This is a genomic window from Ruegeria sp. AG1 (genome assembly GCF_056541705.1).
The window spans coordinates 190,178-205,826 of the sequence record NZ_JBQFYU010000010.1 but is presented as its reverse complement, the minus strand read 5'-3'; the positions used below and the strand labels follow the sequence as shown (position 1 = coordinate 205,826).

Here is a 15,649-nt window from a genome sequence, read left to right as displayed (position 1 = left end):
CTTCAAGTTGACACGCGCCGCCGCTCTTAGCGAGTGGCGTCAGCTTTGTTCTGGATAGGTTCACGGTTTCCGCGGTAAACTGAGACTGGTTCGAATTCGTCTGACAGCACCGTTTTGAATGAAGGCTCAACTTGGAAACCAATGATAAACTGTTCAGCGAAAAAGTGTGCTTCCCGCCTACAACTTTCGAATGCCGTGGACCGTCAGTGTGCTGACCAGATCAGCATAGTCTTCACGCGCCTTGGTTCCGGCTCCCGTGTTCCACATGTAATACCAGTTCAGCATGCCGAAAACTGACATTGTGGCTCCGCGCAACTTGGCTTTGTCATCACCCAATGTCTCTGGCGACAGCTCCTGTAGGATATTGTTAATGAAGTTGACCATATCACGCTGGTACTCACGCAGTTTCTTTTGCTGGTCGTCGGCGAGGGCGTTCATACCGCTGATCTGAACCCGGTGCTCGTCATCAGCACCTTGATAGGCGAACAAGATTTCGCGGACAGCCTTTCGAAGTTTCTCTTCAGGCTCAAGCCCTTCGAAATCAACGTTGCAAATGCGGTCACGTAAATCCCGAAGATAGGTCTCAAGGATGTCGTACAAGATGGCATCCTTACTGTCGTAATAATGGTATATGTTCGCCTTGGAGATCCCGCACTCTTTTGCCAACAAGGTCATCGAGGCGCGGTCGAACCCCTGGTCTGCAAAGATTTTCGCAGCTCTTTTGAGAATCTGTTCCCGCTTCTGGTCGTGGTCTTTGGCAATTGTCCGGGCCACGGCTTATTCCTTATCGCGGTTGTCGATGACGCGCTTCGCCTTGCCCTGAGAGCGTTCGACGTCGCCTGGATCACCTACAACAATTTCCGTTGAAACGCCAACAACGTCCTTGATGCGCTTAGTCAGCATTCGGGCTGCGGCAGTCTTTGACATCTCGTCGGTTGAGTCTGCTGACGCTTCGACAAACACCCGCATCGCGTCCATGCGGCCGGATTTGTAAAGTTCAATCTGATAGTAGGGGGCCAGACCTCCCGTCGCCATGACCTGCTCTTCGATCTGGCTGGGGAAAACATTCACGCCCCTCAGGATCATCATGTCATCGCTGCGGCCAGTAATCTTTGCCATCCGGCGCATCGAACGCGCCGTTCCAGGCAACAGACAGGTCAGATCGCGCGTGCGGTAGCGGATCATTGGCAAACCTTCTTTTGTCAAAGTGGTGAAAACCAACTCGCCAGTTTCTCCGTCGGGCAGTACTTCGCCTGTGGCCGGGTCAATGATCTCTGGTAGAAAGTGATCCTCCCAGATCACGGGACCATCTTTTGTTTCGACGCACTCGCTCGCGACGCCGGGGCCCATGATTTCAGACAGGCCGTAGATATCGACCGCGTGCATGTCGAATGCGGATTCAACCTCCGTTCGCATTGCGTCTGTCCAGGGCTCTGCTCCGAAAATGCCAACCTTGAGAGAGCTTTTTCTGGGGTCGAGCCCGGACTTGTGGAACTGTTCAAGGATGTTGAGCATGTATGACGGCGTCACCATGATCCCGTCGGGCTGAAAATCATTTATCAAGCCGACCTGTTTCTCGGTCTGCCCGCCGCTCATGGGGACAACGGTCGCACCCAATCGTTCGATCCCGTAGTGGGCGCCCAGACCACCAGTAAACAGGCCATAGCCATAGGCGTTGTGTACCAAATCGCCCTTACGCAAACCTGCCGCCCGCAACGAACGCGCACCCAAATCTGCCCAGTTATCGATATCAGCTTTGGTATAGCCCACCACAGTTGGCTTGCCGGTTGTGCCGGAAGACGCGTGCAGTCGGATAATCTCACTGCGTGGGACAGCGAAAAGGCCAAAAGGGTAATTGTCACGCAGGTCGTTTTTATATGTGAATGGGAACTTCGAAATATCCGAAAGCTGTTGCAAATCATCCGGATGGACACCCGCCTCATCAAAGCGCTGCTTGTACATCGCCACGTTTTCGTAGGCATGTCGGACCGACCATTTGAGGCGTTCAAGCTGTGTCGCACGGATTTCGTCGATCGATGCGATTTCGATCGGGTCCAATTCAGCTTTGTTGGGGGACAGGGCGTCCATTGCGTTGCTCCTCCAGCGTATTTCTATTCGACAAAATTCTGACCACCAACCGCGCGGGACATGCCCCGGAATTCGGCGACAGTCATGCCATCTTGATTTGTGATGCGTACGTCATAGACGCCGCTACGACCTGCGACAGCGGTTTCTGTCGCGGTTGCGGTAAGGCGGTCTCCCAGGCGTCCAGGTGCGAGATAGCTCATCATTGTATGTTGGCCGACGGTCGCGACGTTGTGACTGTTGCAGGCAAAGGCAAAGGCGCTGTCTGCCAGGGCATGGGTGACGCCGCCATGGCATATGCCATGGCCGTTGCAGTGATGAGTTGCGACGGTCAGTGCCAGAACGGCGCGGCCTTCGTCGACGTCAACGAGTTCCATGCCGAACCATTTGCTGGCCTCATCATTGGCCCACATAGCAGCGGCAGATTTAGCGGCGCGTTCTTTCGGCGTCATCGTCATTTGCCCTGAAAACTTGGTGCGCGTTTTTCGAGGAAGCTGGACACGCCTTCGGCATAGTCCGCACTTTCCCCGCAGATTTTCATAGCGTCCGCTTCGATTTCAAGATGATCAGAAAGGGTGGTGGTCGCCGCGGTCTGAATGCACTGCTTTGTCTTACCCAGCCCAACGGTCGGACCGTTGGCAAATTGGCTTGCCAATGCGCGGGCTTCGGTCATCAACTGATCATCGGGCAGGGCTTTCCAGATCAGGCCCCAGTCTTCTGCTTGTTTTGCTGGCAAAGGTTGTGCCGTAAACGCCAATCCCTTGGCTCTGGCCTCTCCCAACAGGCGGGGCAGATGCCAACTGCCGCCAGTATCGGGGATCAGGCCGACCTTGGCAAAACTCTGAATGAACTTGGCGCTTTCGCCTGCCAAAACCATGTCGCAGGCTAGGGCCAGATTGGCCCCGGCTCCGGCAGCAACACCGTTCACAGCACAAATAACCGGGAAGTTCAGCGACCGGATCAATCGCACCAAAGGCGCATAGAAGGTCCGCACGGTTTTACTCAAATCAGGCGGGCCGTCCATTTTCGATGGATCGCGGTCACCAAGATCCTGTCCGGCGCAAAATCCGCGCCCGGCACCCGTCAAAAGGATGGCGCGCGCGCCGTTGTCCCGGGCGGATTTCAGCGCGTCTTGCAGCGCGTAATGCATCTCATCATTGAATGAGTTCAGTTTGTCAGGACGATTCAGTGTAATCTCAACCCAGGTCCCGTGATCTTCTGCAAGAATCGTATCGCTCATGACTGCTCTGCCAGATGTCGTTTCATTTTTATCATTGCATTAACCGAACGGTTGGTCAATATATAAACAAGACTCGAATCCAGAGCGCTTGAAGGGCACATCCATGTCTCAGACGTCACTTGTGAATGTTGAACTCAAAGGCGATGTCGCCTGGGTCACCATTGACAACCCGCCGGTCAATGCGACCTCGCAAGCGGTCCGGCAGGGGCTTGCAGATGCTGTGGATGCGGTCAAAGGCGCGCGGGTGGCCGTGTTGCGATGCGCTGGCCGGACCTTTGTCGCGGGCGGCGACATGTCCGAATTTGACAAGTCGCCGGTCGAGCCGCACCTGCCCGATGTCGTCCAAATGATCGAAGACAGCGAGGTTCCCTTTATAGCCTGTATGCACGGGAACGTTCTTGGTGGCGGATTCGAAATTGCGATGGCCTGCGCGTGGCGCATAGCAGCGGCGGGCACGGGATTTGGTCTGCCAGAAGTCAATGTTGGATTGATCCCCGGCGCGGGCGGCACGCAGCGTCTACCACGCCTTGTGGGGATGGAAGCGGCAATCGATCTGGCCTGCACAGGCAAAGTGCGGAGGGCCGAGGAGATGCTGCAGCTTGGGGCCGTCGATTTGGTGGCCGACGATCTTGAACAGGCGGTCGAGAGCTTTTTGGCCGATCTGCCGGATCGTCCTGTGCCGGTCAGCCAACGTATTGTCGCTGATTTTGCGCCTGATCTGATCGAGACCTATCGGGCATCGCTGAAAAAGCGCGCCAAGGGGCAGCAGTCGCCGTTGGAGAACCTGACCGCGCTAACCTGGTCCCAGAAGCCGTTTTCCGAAGCACAGCCGATGGAACGGGCGCGCCATCTGGCGCTTCGCCAAACTGCGGAAAGCCGCGCGCTGCGTCATGCGTTCTTTGCGGAACGCAGTGTCTCCAAGCCTGCGATGATCAAAGACGTCCAGCCGCGCAACTTCAGCCGTATTGCTGTGGTGGGCGGCGGCTTGATGGGGGCCGGAATTGCAACCGCCGCTCTGATGGCTGGCCTGTATGTCACGTTGATCGAACGCGACTCCGAGGCCGCATTGGCAGCCCATAATCGGGTTGAAGGCCTGTTGAAGGGCGCGGTCAAACGCGGAAAGATGACCGAAGCGCAATGCCAGACTTGCCTGTCCCGATTTCGCGCCGTTGACAGTTATGCCGAAGCAGCCGATGCGGAATTGGCCATTGAAGCCGTGTTCGAGGACCTATCGGTCAAACAGCAGGTCTTTGCCGAATTGGCGAAGAACATGGGCGCCAACGCAATTCTTGCCACAAATACATCTTATCTGGACCCGGCCGAAATTTTTTCGGGCATCGAAAACCAGACACGGTGCATCGGGCTGCATTTCTTCAGCCCGGCCCATGTCATGAAACTGCTTGAGATCGTGCACACCCCCCAAACCGCCCCCGAATTCGTGGCCACGGGATTTGCGCTGGGCAAGAAGCTGCGTAAGGTTTCGGTGCTGTCCGGAGTTTGCGACGGGTTCATTGGCAACCGCATGCTGGCCGCTTATCGGCGCGCGGCGGATTATCTGCTGGCAGACGGGGCGTTGCCCCATGAAATTGACCAGGCGATGCGGGATTTCGGGATGCCGATGGGGCCGTACGAGCTGCAGGATCTGACCGGGTTGCAAATCGCCTGGGCAAACCGAAGACGCAACGCTGCCACGCGCGACCCGAACGAACGCTATGTCACCATTGCCGACCAGCTATGTGAGATGGAGCGGTTTGGGCAGCGATCCGGCAAAGGCTGGTACAGGTACGAAGACGGAAATCGCAAACCGATCCGCGACCCCGAGGTTGAGGCTTTGATCGAAGGGTATTCCGCTGCGCAGGGCATTACCCGACGTTCGTTTACGGCCGAGGACATATCGTCTCGCCTTCTGGCGGTCATGGCGAATGAGGGAGCTTTGATCATCCAAGAAGGGATCGCCGAAAACGCAGAAGTCGTCGATATAGTTCAAATCCATGGCTATGGCTTTCCGCGTTGGCGCGGGGGGCCGATGAACTATCGCAAGGAAATAGGGAGTGAGGTGTCCCAGTCGGTTATGCTGGCTGTGGCTAAGGAAAGTCCGGCGTCTTGGGCCATCGCGGCCCAAACTATAGCGCTTTAAAAGTGTTGATGGTTACAAAAGCAACCATTAACGCATTCAGAATGCATGTTTCACAGGGAGGAGACAGAACATGAAACTCAGCAACTTGAGCACCTTGCTGGCTTCGGCGGCACTGGCCATTTCAGGCACCGTTGCGATGGCGGCAGAATATACGCTGACTATTTCCAGCTGGGCGCCGCCGACCCATGGCATCAACGCCAAGATGTGGCCGAAATTCGTCGAGATGGTTGAAGAAGCCACCGATGGCCAAGTCACCGCCGAACTGAAACTTGGCATCGCACCGCCGCCGGCTCAGATGGACCTGATCATGGATGGGGCGGCGGATGCCTCGATCATTTTCCACGGCTACCAGCCGGGCCGCTTTGTCACCACCAAGATGATCGAACTGCCCGGATATGAGGGCTCGGCCGAGGCTGCATCGGTGGCCTATTGGCGCGCCTATGACAAGCACCTGAAGGCGGCCGACGAACATCGCGGCGTCAAGGTGATCGCGCTGCATACGCATGGGCCGGCCCAACTGCATTCCAGCAGCCCTGTTACCACGCTGGACGAGGTATCAGGCCTCAAGGTTCGTATCCCCGGTGGCGTGGGTGGAGACGTCGGCACGGCACTTGGCGCGACCGGCATTCAGGTGCCTGCTCCGAAAGTGTACGAAACGCTGGCTTCGAAAGCAGCCGATGGTGTCGTGATGCCATTTGAATCCCGCAAGGGCTTCAAACTGACCGAAGTGGCGCAGAACGTTTACGAAGTTCCGGGCGGCCTGTATCGCGGCTCTTTCGCTTTCATCATGAACGAAGACACATTTGCCGATCTGCCTGCCGAGTTGCAGCAAGCGCTGGAAGAGCAGGTGTTTGGCGAGCCGCTGAGCCGTGAAATTGGTAAAATCTGGGACGAGATTGATGCCATTGGGCGCGAAGCCACCGAAGGCACAGACGGCAACGCGATCAACACCGCATCTGCCGAAGACCTGGAAAAGTTCAACGCAATTGCTGTCGATGTCCGCGCCAAGGTCATTGACGAAGTCAACGGCGCCGGGGTCGATGCTCAGGCCGCGTATGACATGATCGTCAGTGAAATGGCCGCGCAATAACGCGACTTGGTTGGCGGTCTCGCACCGCCAGCCGTTTCGACCGGGCGGGAATTCCTCATGCAATCTCTGGTATCCTTCGCGCGCCGCATCAGTGTTTTTCCGACAGTGATGGCCTGTGTGGCGCTTTTTATCCTCATGGTCATGACGTTTTGCGACGTCATTCTTCGGTCCATGTTCAACGCGCCGATTGAAGCAGCGACCGAGTTGACACGTATACTGATGGCGATCCTTGTATTCTCGGTTCTTCCGATGATTTCGGCGGGAAAAGGTCAGATTGCAGTCGACTTGACGGACGGGTTGTTTGCGCGACTGCGCCTAAGCCGTGCACGGGATGCGATTGTCTATCTGATATCGGGCATCATGCTGTTCTGGCCGATTCAGCGGGTCTGGATCTTGGCTGAACGGGCGCGGGACTATGGTGATGTGACCGAGTACCTGTCGATCCCCGTGTTCTATATCGGCTGGTTCATCGCCGCTTCCACCGCGATCACCGCCGTCGCGATGATCACGACCGGCCTTTTGCATATCTTTGCCCCCCATACTTTGTCGGAGCACCCTCAATGACTGCCGCACTGATCGGCTTTGGCCTTGTTCTTGTTCTAGTGCTTCTGCGCCTGCCGATTGTCTTTGCAATGGGCCTCGTCGGAACGTTGGGTTTTGCATATGAACGCGGCGGCAGCATTCTGTCCGAACGCGGCTTGAAAGCAGCGATGTCAATGGTCGGTCGCCAGATTACGGACACTGCACAGGACTACGGCCTTTCGGTTATTCCGCTGTTTATTCTGATGGGCTTGTTCGTGAACAAAGGTGGGCTGGCGCGCGAGCTCTACGCCGTATCAAACGCATTTCTGGGCCATTTCAAAGGCGGGATCGCAATGGCTACGGTTGCGGCCTGTGGCGGGTTTTCGGCCATCTGTGGCTCGTCCCTGGCAACGGCGGCGACGATGTCCAAGGTCGCCATGCCGGAAATGCGCCGCTATCGCTATTCGGATGAGCTGTCGACAGCCTCGATTGCGGCAGGCGGCACGCTCGGCATTCTAATCCCGCCCTCCGTGATCCTTGTTATCTATGGCCTGTTGACCGAGACATCCATCGGCAAGCTGTTTGTGGCCGGTATCATTCCCGGCGTGCTGGGCATCCTTCTGTACCTGTTTGCCGTTCGCTGGACCGTCTGGCGCAAACCCGACTCCGGACCCGCAGGAGAAAAACACGGCTGGGGCGAGAAGCTGACGGCGTTACGGTCGGTTTGGGCGGTGTTGCTGTTGTTCTTTCTGGTCATCGGCGGGCTTTACGGCGCGTTTGATTTCCATCCGCTGAACCTGACCTTCAGCCCGACCGAAGCCGCCGGCATGGGCGCCATGGGGGCGTTTCTGATCGCCTTGTCCCGCGGTGGGTTGACACTGAGTTCAACCTTCGAGGTGTTGAAAGAAACAACTTTTACCGCCGCGGCCTTGTTCTCGGTCCTGATCGGGGCTCAAATCTTTTCGAACTTCATCAACCTCGCTGGCCTGCCCGAGGCGCTGATTGGTTTGGTCACGGCTTATGACGTGGAACCGTTCGTGGTGATCCTGATGATCCTGGGCATCTACATCATCTTGGGCTGCGTGTTTGAATCCCTATCGATGCTCTTGCTAACTGTGCCGATCTTTTTCCCGCTGGTGACGTCGCTGGGCTATGATCCGATCTGGTTTGGAATCGTGGTTGTTGTCGTGACCGAGATCAGCCTGATCACCCCGCCGGTTGGTCTGAACGTATTCATCCTGAAAGGGGTGGTCGGGGACGTTTCGACCGCAACGATTTTCAGGGGTGTTACTCCATTTTGGGTCGCCGACATTTTCCGTCTGGCCCTGATCGTTCTGGTGCCCTGGCTGGTACTGGTGCTGCCCGAATATATGGGGGCGATGGGTCACTGATGTTTTCCCTGACGGCGCTTCCCGACGGGTTTCACGAGGACCCTTATCCAGCCTATGCCGCGCTGCGCGAGGATATGCCGGTTTGCCCCCAGTCCGACGGCTCGGTGATCCTGTCGCGATACGAGGATCTGGATCTAGTCTATCGGGATACGACGCGGTTTATCTCGGACAAAAAGGCGGTGTTTGGGCCCAAATACGGGGTCGACAGCCCCCTATACGAACACCACACCACAAGTCTGGTGTTCAACGATCCGCCCCTGCACACCCGCGTCCGCAAGGTGATGGTCGGAGCGATGAACCCGCGTGCCTTGGCGCAGATGGAGCCGGGATTGATCCAACTCGTCGACAGTTTGCTGGATCAGATGCAAGCCAAAGGCACAGTCGAGTTGATCGAGGATTTTGCCGGGGCGATCCCCATCGAAGTGATCGGCAACCTGTTGGGCATTCCCAGGTCCGAACGCGAACCACTTCGGGACTGGTCTCTGGCTATTCTTGGGGCTTTGGAACCACAATTGACGCCTGAGCAGGAAGAGTGGGGCAACCGCGCCGTCTCCGAATTCAAAGAATTTCTGCGCCATATCATTGAGGATCGAAAAGCCAACCTGGGCAATCCGGAAACGGATGTTCTGACACGGCTGATGCAAGACGATGCGGATGGAGGCCTGACCGACGTTGAACTGTATCAGAACTGTATCTTTATCCTGAATGCGGGGCACGAGACCACGACAAACCTGATCGGCAACGCACTGGATTTGCTAGATCGGCACCGTGACAAACGGGCTGAGTTGCTGAGCAACCCCGGCCTGATTACCACAGCAGTGGACGAATTCTTGCGCATGGAAAGCCCAAACCAGTTTGGCAATCGCCTGACCACCGAAGACGTGACACTCCACGGCCAAATTATTCCGGCAGGCACGGATATTCACCTGTGCATGGGCGCCGCCAACCGCGACCCGAGGCAGTTTGACCAGCCCGACGGCATGCTGCTGGACCGCCGCCCCAACAAGCACCACGCCTTTGCCGGTGGCCCGCACACCTGCGTCGGCCTGACCTTGGCCCGGATGGAGGGCAGGATAGCGGTCAGCCGGTTTTTGAACCGATTTCCCAACTATCAGGTCACGGAGGGCGCTAAGCGTGGGGGGCGAATTCGCTTTCGCGGGTTCGCTCAGCTTCCTGCACAGGTTTGACGTGACCGAACAAGAAAATGAATCGGTCTTTTCATTGACCGACCGTACGGTAAATATTATGACTATCATAACCGCGCGCTTAGGGCTGCGTAGATCATCTCAGGACTGAGGAGAGGCACATGACGATCCAACAGATTTCAAGTTTCGCGGCCGGTGAGTGGATCGCGCCGGGCGAGGGTGCCCGCAACATTGCCAGTGCTGTGACCGGTGAAGTGATCGCGACCGCTGGCAACAGTAGCTTGGATGTGCAGAGCATGCTGGATCATGCACGAAATGTTGGCGGGCCAGCACTGCGTCAGATGACCTTTCACGAGCGCGCCAAGATGCTCAAGGCGCTTTCGGTGCATTTGGGACAGCACAAGCAGGCCCTGTATGACCTGTCATTCAACACGGGCGCCACCCAGTCGGACCATCTGATCGATATCGATGGTGGGATCGGTACGATGTTCGTGTTTGCCTCGAAAGGCCGCCGCGAAATGCCCGATGGGCACGTTTACCTGGATGGTGACGTCGAACAGCTGTCGCGGAATGGGACCTTTGTCGGTCAGCACATCTGCACGCCGCTGCAGGGCGTGGCGGTTCATATCAACGCGTTCAACTTTCCGGTTTGGGGCATGTTGGAGAAGCTGGCTCCGACCTTGCTGGCCGGTGTTCCGGCCATCGTCAAACCGGCGACTAATTCCTGCTACGTGACCGAACTCTGCGTGCGGTTGATGCTGGAGTCTGGCATTCTGCCTGCAGGGGCGCTCCAGCTTGTGACGGGTGGTCTGGGTGACATGTTGGATCGCCTGACCATGCAGGACGTGGTCAGTTTTACCGGCTCGGCCGATACTGCGCTGAAACTGCGGTCTAACCCCGTCATTCTGGAAAACTCTGTCCGTTTTGTGGCGGAACAGGACAGTCTGAACTGTTCAGTGCTTGGCGCAGACGCCGAGCCGGGAACGCCGGAGTTTGACCTGTTTGTCAAGGAAGTCCAGCGTGAGATGACGACAAAAGCGGGTCAGAAATGTACCGCGATCCGCCGGATCATCGCACCCGAGCGGCATGTGCAGGCGGTGATCGAAGCGCTTTCCGCGCGGCTGGCAAAAACGGTTATCGGCGACCCTAGGCTTGAGACGACGCGCATGGGCGCGCTGGTTTCGAATGATCAAAAACTGGATGTACTGGAAAAGGCTGCGATCATTTGCCAAGAGGCCGAACGTGTGTTCGGCAACCCGGATGACTTTGCCGTTGACGGCGCAGATGCCCAAAAAGGGGCGTTCCTGCCGCCGATGCTGTTCCACTGCGCGAACCCGGATGCGGCACAGCGCGTTCATGACACCGAAGCCTTCGGTCCGGTCAGCACGATCATGGGATATCGCGACACCGATCACGCGATTGAGCTGGCGAACCGGGGGCAGGGGTCTCTGGTCGCGTCAGTCATTACTCATGACTTGGATGTGGCACGCAAATTCACCATGGGGGCCGGGGCGTATCACGGGCGGCTCTATTTCAACAACCGAGATTCGATGAAAGAGGCCACGGGCCACGGCTCACCCTTGCCGCATATGGTCCATGGCGGCCCTGGTCGCGCGGGTGGCGGCGAGGAGATGGGCGGTGTGCGGGGCGTGAAACACTACATGCAGCGCACAGCCATTCAGGGCTCGCCTGACCTGTTGACGGCGATTGGGACGAAATGGGTCTCGGGCGCAACCGAGATCGAAGGCTCGGCGCATCCTTTCACGCGGCGCTACCGCGATCTGGCAATCGGTGAGACAATTCACACGGCGCCGCGCACCGTCACGCTCGAAGATATCGAGCACTTTGCGGAATTCACCGGCGACACCTTCTATGCGCACATGGATGAGGCCGCCGCAGAACGAAATCCGTTCTTCCCGGGTCGTGTCGCGCACGGATACCTGCTGTTGTCGTTCGCCGCCGGTTTGTTTGTCGAACCTAACGAAGGTCCTGTTCTGGCCAATACAGGCTTGGATGGGTTGCGTTTCATGAAACCAGTTGTGGCCGGGGACAGCATCAAAGTGCGCCTGACCGTTAAGTCAAAGACCAAACGCAACGATCAGTATGGCGAGGTTCGCTGGCACGTTACGCTGACACAGCAAGATGATGACCTTGTTGCAGAATACGAGCTGCTGACAATGGTGGCTTACTGACGGTGATGGGCCGGATGGTAATTCGATCCGGCCCGCCTATACTGCGGCCATGAAAGACGCTTCCACAGATTGGTTCGATCTTTGTGTTGGTCATTTGACCTCCCAAGGGTCTCTGCGGGTTTGGTCTGTGCTTGTCACGATCTTTGGCGATCTGGCGCAAAACAAATCCGATCAGATAAGCGGATCATTGATCACTGCGTTGACGAGCCTTGTGGGTATCAAGGCCGAAGCGACCCGAGTGGCGTTGCATCGATTGCGCAAAGAAGGCTGGATCGAAAGTACCCGCGTTGGGCGCGCGAGTGTCCATCGGCTTACGGACTATGGTCGCACTCAAAGTGCAGCCGCTGCGCCACGCATTTACGCTCGCGAAACGGCCAAACCAGACACCTGGCATGTGCTGATGTCGAGCAGCTCGGAAACATCCCGAAAGGAACTGTCCGATCTGTTGCTGACTGGGGAATATATCTCATTAAACCCGTTCACAGCGATGGCAGCGGGACCTATGCCGCGCGATCTGGAAGACCTGCTGGGTTTTGAGATTACAGCGATTTCAGTACCAGATTGGTTAACAGAGCTATGCGGACCAGAGTCGCTGAAAACCGCGTATGACGAGTTTTGGACATCAATCCAGGAGATCGAAGATCTGCTGCCGACGACCGGTGTGGATGATCCGATGAAAACGGCAGCTCTGCGTGTCCTCCTTGTGCACAATTGGCGCCGCATCATCTTGCGACACCCGGCTTTGCCCTCGGATTTTCTGCCCAGTGACTGGAAGGAGCCCGCCTGCCGCGAGGCGGTCTCTAGGATTTTGGACAGGCTGCCCCGACAGCAACTCGCAACCTTGGAAGTAGGGTTGAGCACTTAGGTTTTGGGACAAAATTCCTCCTGATATCGCAAAGGATGGCGGTTTGCTTTAACAGCAAGTCGGGTTCTTTTTATGTTACGAGATTGCCCAGTATTCCCATGATTTGGTAACATAATGCTTGCCTCGAATCGCTGGCGGCAATATAAACCGACCATACGGTCTATAATTAGACGTGGACGTCTAGGAGAATTCACAGATGGATGCATTCATTTGCGACGCGACGCGCACGCCGATTGGGCGATACGGCGGGGCATTGTCGTCGATCCGCACGGATGATCTGGCGGCCATCCCGCTGGCTGCGCTGAAAGAGCGGAACCCGCAAGTCGACTGGTCCAGCGTTGATGATGTCATCTATGGTGATGCCAACCAGGCCGGTGAAAGCAACCGGAACGTCGCCCGTATGGCGGCCTTGTTGGCTGGATTACCGGTTGATGTTCCGGGGACCACCATAAACCGCCTTTGTGCCAGCGGCATGGATGCTGTTGGAATGGCCGCCCGAGGCATCAAGGCGGGTGACTATGATCTGGCGATCGCGGGCGGGGTCGAAAGCATGTCTCGTGCACCCTTTGTGATGCCCAAGGCGACATCAGCATTCACGCGCAGTAGCGCGGTTTACGACACGACTATTGGCTGGCGCTTTGTGAACCCTAAGATGCAGCAGGCCCACGGCATCGATTCAATGCCCCAAACCGCTGACAACGTTGCCGACGAATATGGCATCAGCCGTGCGGATCAGGACATTTTTGCTGCGCGCAGTCAGGCTCGATGGGCCGCCGCGCATGAGGCGGGGCTGTTCGCAGACGAAATCACTCCGGTCTCGGTCCCACAGCGCAAGGGTGACCCGATCGTGGTCGATACCGATGAGCATCCTCGCCCGGGAACAACGGCCGACAAGCTGTCGGGCCTCAAGGGAGTGAACGGGCCGGACAAAACTGTTACGGCGGGCAATGCTTCCGGTGTAAACGACGGAGCCGCAGCCATTTTGATGGCGAATGAGGCGGCGGCTGCAAAGAACGGCCTTACTCCGATTGCGCGGGTTGTGGGAATGTCGGTGGCTGGCGTCGCGCCGCGCGTCATGGGCATTGGCCCTGTCCCGGCCAGCCGCAAAGTTTTGGCCCGGGCCGGGCTAACCATTGAGCAGATGGATGTGATAGAGTTGAACGAAGCTTTTGCGTCGCAAGGGCTGGCAACACTTCGTGAACTGGGCCTTGCTGACGACGCACCGCACGTGAATCCGAATGGCGGTGCCATTGCCATGGGGCACCCTTTGGGCATGTCCGGAGCGCGGCTGGTGTTGACCGCTGCATATCAACTGCGGCGGACAGGTGGGCGGTATGCTCTTTGCACGATGTGTGTGGGCGTCGGGCAGGGCGCAGCCCTGATCCTGGAACGGGTTTGATAGGGAGAGCACTGTTTTGACTGAGGCGATCCAGATAATCGACCACAGCGAACGGGTTGAGCGGCTGTTTGAGCCGTATCAAGATGTTCTCGGCGACGACTACAAGGCTTATCGGGGCCATGTTTATCGTGTGATTACCTATGTCATGCACTTCCTTGGCGGCGATGACACGCATCGTGCATTGGTCGAGACGGCCTTCGTCTACCACGATATCGGACTGTGGACGAAACACGATCTGGCATATCTGGAGCCATCCGAAGAACTGGCTCTGAGGGACAACGCCGAAAAGGGTTGGGGACTGGATCCAGAGCTACTGCGTAATGCCATCCACTGGCACCACAAGGTTACACCCTACCACGGGCCGCATGCCGATGTGGTCAACGCCTGCCGAAAAGGTGACTGGATCGATGCGACGGGGGGCAAGGTGCGAAAAGGACTGTCGCGCGATCAAGTCGCCCAGGTCGAGGCCGCCATTCCCAGCTACGGATTTGCGGATGTTTTACAGCGCTTGGCAAAGGACCTTGGTGGCTCCGCACTAAAAGGAAACATGCGGGTTCTAAGCCACGTATTCAAAATCTGATCCCATCCGAGAGGAGGAAACACGATGTACGCACAAATGGTTAAGTCTGAGGCCACAAACGATGACCCTGAAAAGCTTGCCGAGTTTCAGGCAAAGATTGACGCGGACATCAAGATCGAGCCCAAAGATTGGATGCCGCAAGGCTACCGCAAAACGCTGATCCGCCAGATTGGTCAGCACGCCCATTCCGAAATCGTAGGACAACTGCCCGAAGGCAACTGGATCACCCGCGCGCCCACGCTGGAACGCAAGGCAATCCTACTGGCCAAGGTGCAGGATGAGGCCGGGCATGGGCTTTACCTGTATTGCGCCGCAGAAACGCTGGGCGTCAGCCGGGATGAGCTGACCGAGATGCTGTTGGACGGTCGGATGAAGTATTCGTCGATCTTCAACTATCCCACCCTGAACTGGGCCGATATCGGCGCGGTTGGCTGGCTGGTCGATGGTGCCGCGATCATGAACCAGGTGCCGCTGCAGCGGACGTCCTACGGGCCGTATTCGCGTGCCATGATCCGAATCTGCAAGGAAGAGAGCTTTCACCAACGTCAGGGATACGATGCCATTCGCAAGATGGCCGAAGGCACACCTGCGCAGAAGAAGATGGCGCAGGATGCCCTGAACCGCTTTTGGTACCCGTCGCTGATGATGTTCGGACCCTCGGACAAGGACTCGGTGCATTCGACCCAATCCATGGCTTGGAAGATCAAAATGAACACCAATGATGAGCTGCGTCAGAAGTTCGTCGACCAGACCGTACCGCAGGCCGAATTCCTTGGCCTGACCGTCCCCGACCCGGATCTGAAATGGAATGAAGAACGCGGCCATTACGATTTCTCGGAACCCGATTGGTCCGAGTTCTTTGACGTCATCAAAGGCAACGGGCCTTGCAACACCGACCGCCTGGCCGCGCGCAACAAGGCCTGGGACGACGGGCAATGGGTGCGCGACGGCCTGCTGGCCCACGCCAAGAAGAAACGCGCCGGTCAAGTGGCCGCTGAATAAG

Annotated in this window: 14 protein-coding genes; 10 read left to right on the top strand and 4 right to left on the bottom strand. The window is 57.2% G+C overall.

Going from position 1 to position 15,649, the window contains the following annotated elements; translation table 11 throughout:
- Positions 1-177: 177 nt before the first annotated feature.
- Genes ACR0B5_RS16410 through paaG form a run of 4 tightly spaced genes read right to left on the bottom strand, consistent with a single transcriptional unit; the run spans position 178 to position 3,325 of the window.
- Positions 178-774 (bottom strand): TetR/AcrR family transcriptional regulator, encoded by a 597-nt coding sequence (locus tag ACR0B5_RS16410; protein WP_480541860.1) that lies wholly within the window; start codon positions 772-774, stop codon positions 178-180.
- Between the two features lie 3 nt (positions 775-777).
- The gene (gene paaK, locus ACR0B5_RS16405; protein WP_170375277.1) at positions 778-2,088 is read right to left on the bottom strand and encodes a phenylacetate--CoA ligase PaaK; all 1,311 of its coding nucleotides are present in this window, start codon (positions 2,086-2,088) and stop codon (positions 778-780) included.
- Positions 2,089-2,111: 23 nt separating this feature from the next.
- The gene (gene paaI / locus ACR0B5_RS16400; protein WP_480541858.1) at positions 2,112-2,537 is read right to left on the bottom strand and encodes a hydroxyphenylacetyl-CoA thioesterase PaaI; all 426 of its coding nucleotides are present in this window, start codon (positions 2,535-2,537) and stop codon (positions 2,112-2,114) included.
- Positions 2,538-2,539: 2 nt separating this feature from the next.
- Entirely contained in the window at positions 2,540-3,325 is a 786-nt protein-coding gene (paaG, locus tag ACR0B5_RS16395; RefSeq protein WP_480541856.1) for a 2-(1,2-epoxy-1,2-dihydrophenyl)acetyl-CoA isomerase PaaG, read from the bottom strand.
- A 103-nt stretch (positions 3,326-3,428) separates the two neighbouring features.
- Here paaG and ACR0B5_RS16390 point away from each other — a divergent pair, with 103 nt between their 5' ends.
- The 10 genes from ACR0B5_RS16390 to paaA all read left to right on the top strand — a co-directional run bounded on the left by ACR0B5_RS16390 (position 3,429) and on the right by paaA (position 15,648).
- Positions 3,429-5,462 (top strand): FAD-dependent oxidoreductase, encoded by a 2,034-nt coding sequence (locus ACR0B5_RS16390; RefSeq protein ID WP_480541854.1) that lies wholly within the window; start codon positions 3,429-3,431, stop codon positions 5,460-5,462.
- Between the two features lie 70 nt (positions 5,463-5,532).
- The gene (locus tag ACR0B5_RS16385) at positions 5,533-6,552 is read left to right on the top strand and encodes a TRAP transporter substrate-binding protein (RefSeq protein ID WP_480541852.1); all 1,020 of its coding nucleotides are present in this window, start codon (positions 5,533-5,535) and stop codon (positions 6,550-6,552) included.
- A gap of 57 nt (positions 6,553-6,609) precedes the next feature.
- The gene (locus tag ACR0B5_RS16380; RefSeq protein WP_480541850.1) at positions 6,610-7,116 is read left to right on the top strand and encodes a TRAP transporter small permease; all 507 of its coding nucleotides are present in this window, start codon (positions 6,610-6,612) and stop codon (positions 7,114-7,116) included.
- Positions 7,113-8,465 (top strand): TRAP transporter large permease, encoded by a 1,353-nt coding sequence (locus ACR0B5_RS16375; RefSeq protein WP_480541848.1) that lies wholly within the window; start codon positions 7,113-7,115, stop codon positions 8,463-8,465. Before ACR0B5_RS16380 ends, ACR0B5_RS16375 begins: the two co-directional genes overlap by 4 nt.
- Positions 8,465-9,652, top strand: a complete 1,188-nt coding sequence (locus tag ACR0B5_RS16370) for a cytochrome P450 (protein WP_480541846.1) — start codon at positions 8,465-8,467, stop codon at positions 9,650-9,652. The genes ACR0B5_RS16375 and ACR0B5_RS16370 overlap by 1 nt, the downstream gene beginning before the upstream one ends.
- A 119-nt stretch (positions 9,653-9,771) precedes the next feature.
- The gene (gene paaZ, locus ACR0B5_RS16365; RefSeq protein ID WP_480541844.1) at positions 9,772-11,802 is read left to right on the top strand and encodes a phenylacetic acid degradation bifunctional protein PaaZ; all 2,031 of its coding nucleotides are present in this window, start codon (positions 9,772-9,774) and stop codon (positions 11,800-11,802) included.
- 49 nt (positions 11,803-11,851) lie between these two features.
- Positions 11,852-12,667: a PaaX family transcriptional regulator C-terminal domain-containing protein gene (locus ACR0B5_RS16360; RefSeq protein ID WP_480541843.1), complete on the top strand. Its 816-nt coding sequence runs from the start codon at positions 11,852-11,854 to the stop codon at positions 12,665-12,667.
- 196 nt (positions 12,668-12,863) lie between these two features.
- Positions 12,864-14,066, top strand: coding sequence for a 3-oxoadipyl-CoA thiolase (pcaF, locus tag ACR0B5_RS16355; protein WP_480541841.1), 1,203 nt, complete (start codon positions 12,864-12,866; stop codon positions 14,064-14,066).
- A gap of 16 nt (positions 14,067-14,082) precedes the next feature.
- Positions 14,083-14,646: a hypothetical protein gene (locus tag ACR0B5_RS16350; protein WP_480541839.1), complete on the top strand. Its 564-nt coding sequence runs from the start codon at positions 14,083-14,085 to the stop codon at positions 14,644-14,646.
- A 24-nt stretch (positions 14,647-14,670) separates the two neighbouring features.
- Positions 14,671-15,648 carry a 1,2-phenylacetyl-CoA epoxidase subunit PaaA gene (gene paaA / locus ACR0B5_RS16345; protein ID WP_480541837.1) on the top strand — a complete coding sequence of 326 codons (978 nt, stop codon included), beginning with the start codon at positions 14,671-14,673 and terminating at the stop codon, positions 15,646-15,648.
- The last annotated feature ends 1 nt before the right edge of the window (position 15,649 follow it).

Coding starts and splice junctions, on each gene's coding strand:
- paaA (WP_480541837.1), top strand. CDS start 14,671: ATGTACGCACAAATGGTTAAGTCTGAGGCCACAAACGATGACCCTGAA.
- ACR0B5_RS16380 (WP_480541850.1), top strand. CDS start 6,610: ATGCAATCTCTGGTATCCTTCGCGCGCCGCATCAGTGTTTTTCCGACA.
- pcaF (WP_480541841.1), top strand. CDS start 12,864: ATGGATGCATTCATTTGCGACGCGACGCGCACGCCGATTGGGCGATAC.
- ACR0B5_RS16390 (WP_480541854.1), top strand. CDS start 3,429: ATGTCTCAGACGTCACTTGTGAATGTTGAACTCAAAGGCGATGTCGCC.
- paaI (WP_480541858.1), bottom strand. CDS start 2,537: ATGACGCCGAAAGAACGCGCCGCTAAATCTGCCGCTGCTATGTGGGCC.
- paaZ (WP_480541844.1), top strand. CDS start 9,772: ATGACGATCCAACAGATTTCAAGTTTCGCGGCCGGTGAGTGGATCGCG.
- ACR0B5_RS16375 (WP_480541848.1), top strand. CDS start 7,113: ATGACTGCCGCACTGATCGGCTTTGGCCTTGTTCTTGTTCTAGTGCTT.
- ACR0B5_RS16370 (WP_480541846.1), top strand. CDS start 8,465: ATGTTTTCCCTGACGGCGCTTCCCGACGGGTTTCACGAGGACCCTTAT.
- ACR0B5_RS16360 (WP_480541843.1), top strand. CDS start 11,852: ATGAAAGACGCTTCCACAGATTGGTTCGATCTTTGTGTTGGTCATTTG.
- paaG (WP_480541856.1), bottom strand. CDS start 3,325: ATGAGCGATACGATTCTTGCAGAAGATCACGGGACCTGGGTTGAGATT.
- ACR0B5_RS16385 (WP_480541852.1), top strand. CDS start 5,533: ATGAAACTCAGCAACTTGAGCACCTTGCTGGCTTCGGCGGCACTGGCC.
- paaK (WP_170375277.1), bottom strand. CDS start 2,088: ATGGACGCCCTGTCCCCCAACAAAGCTGAATTGGACCCGATCGAAATC.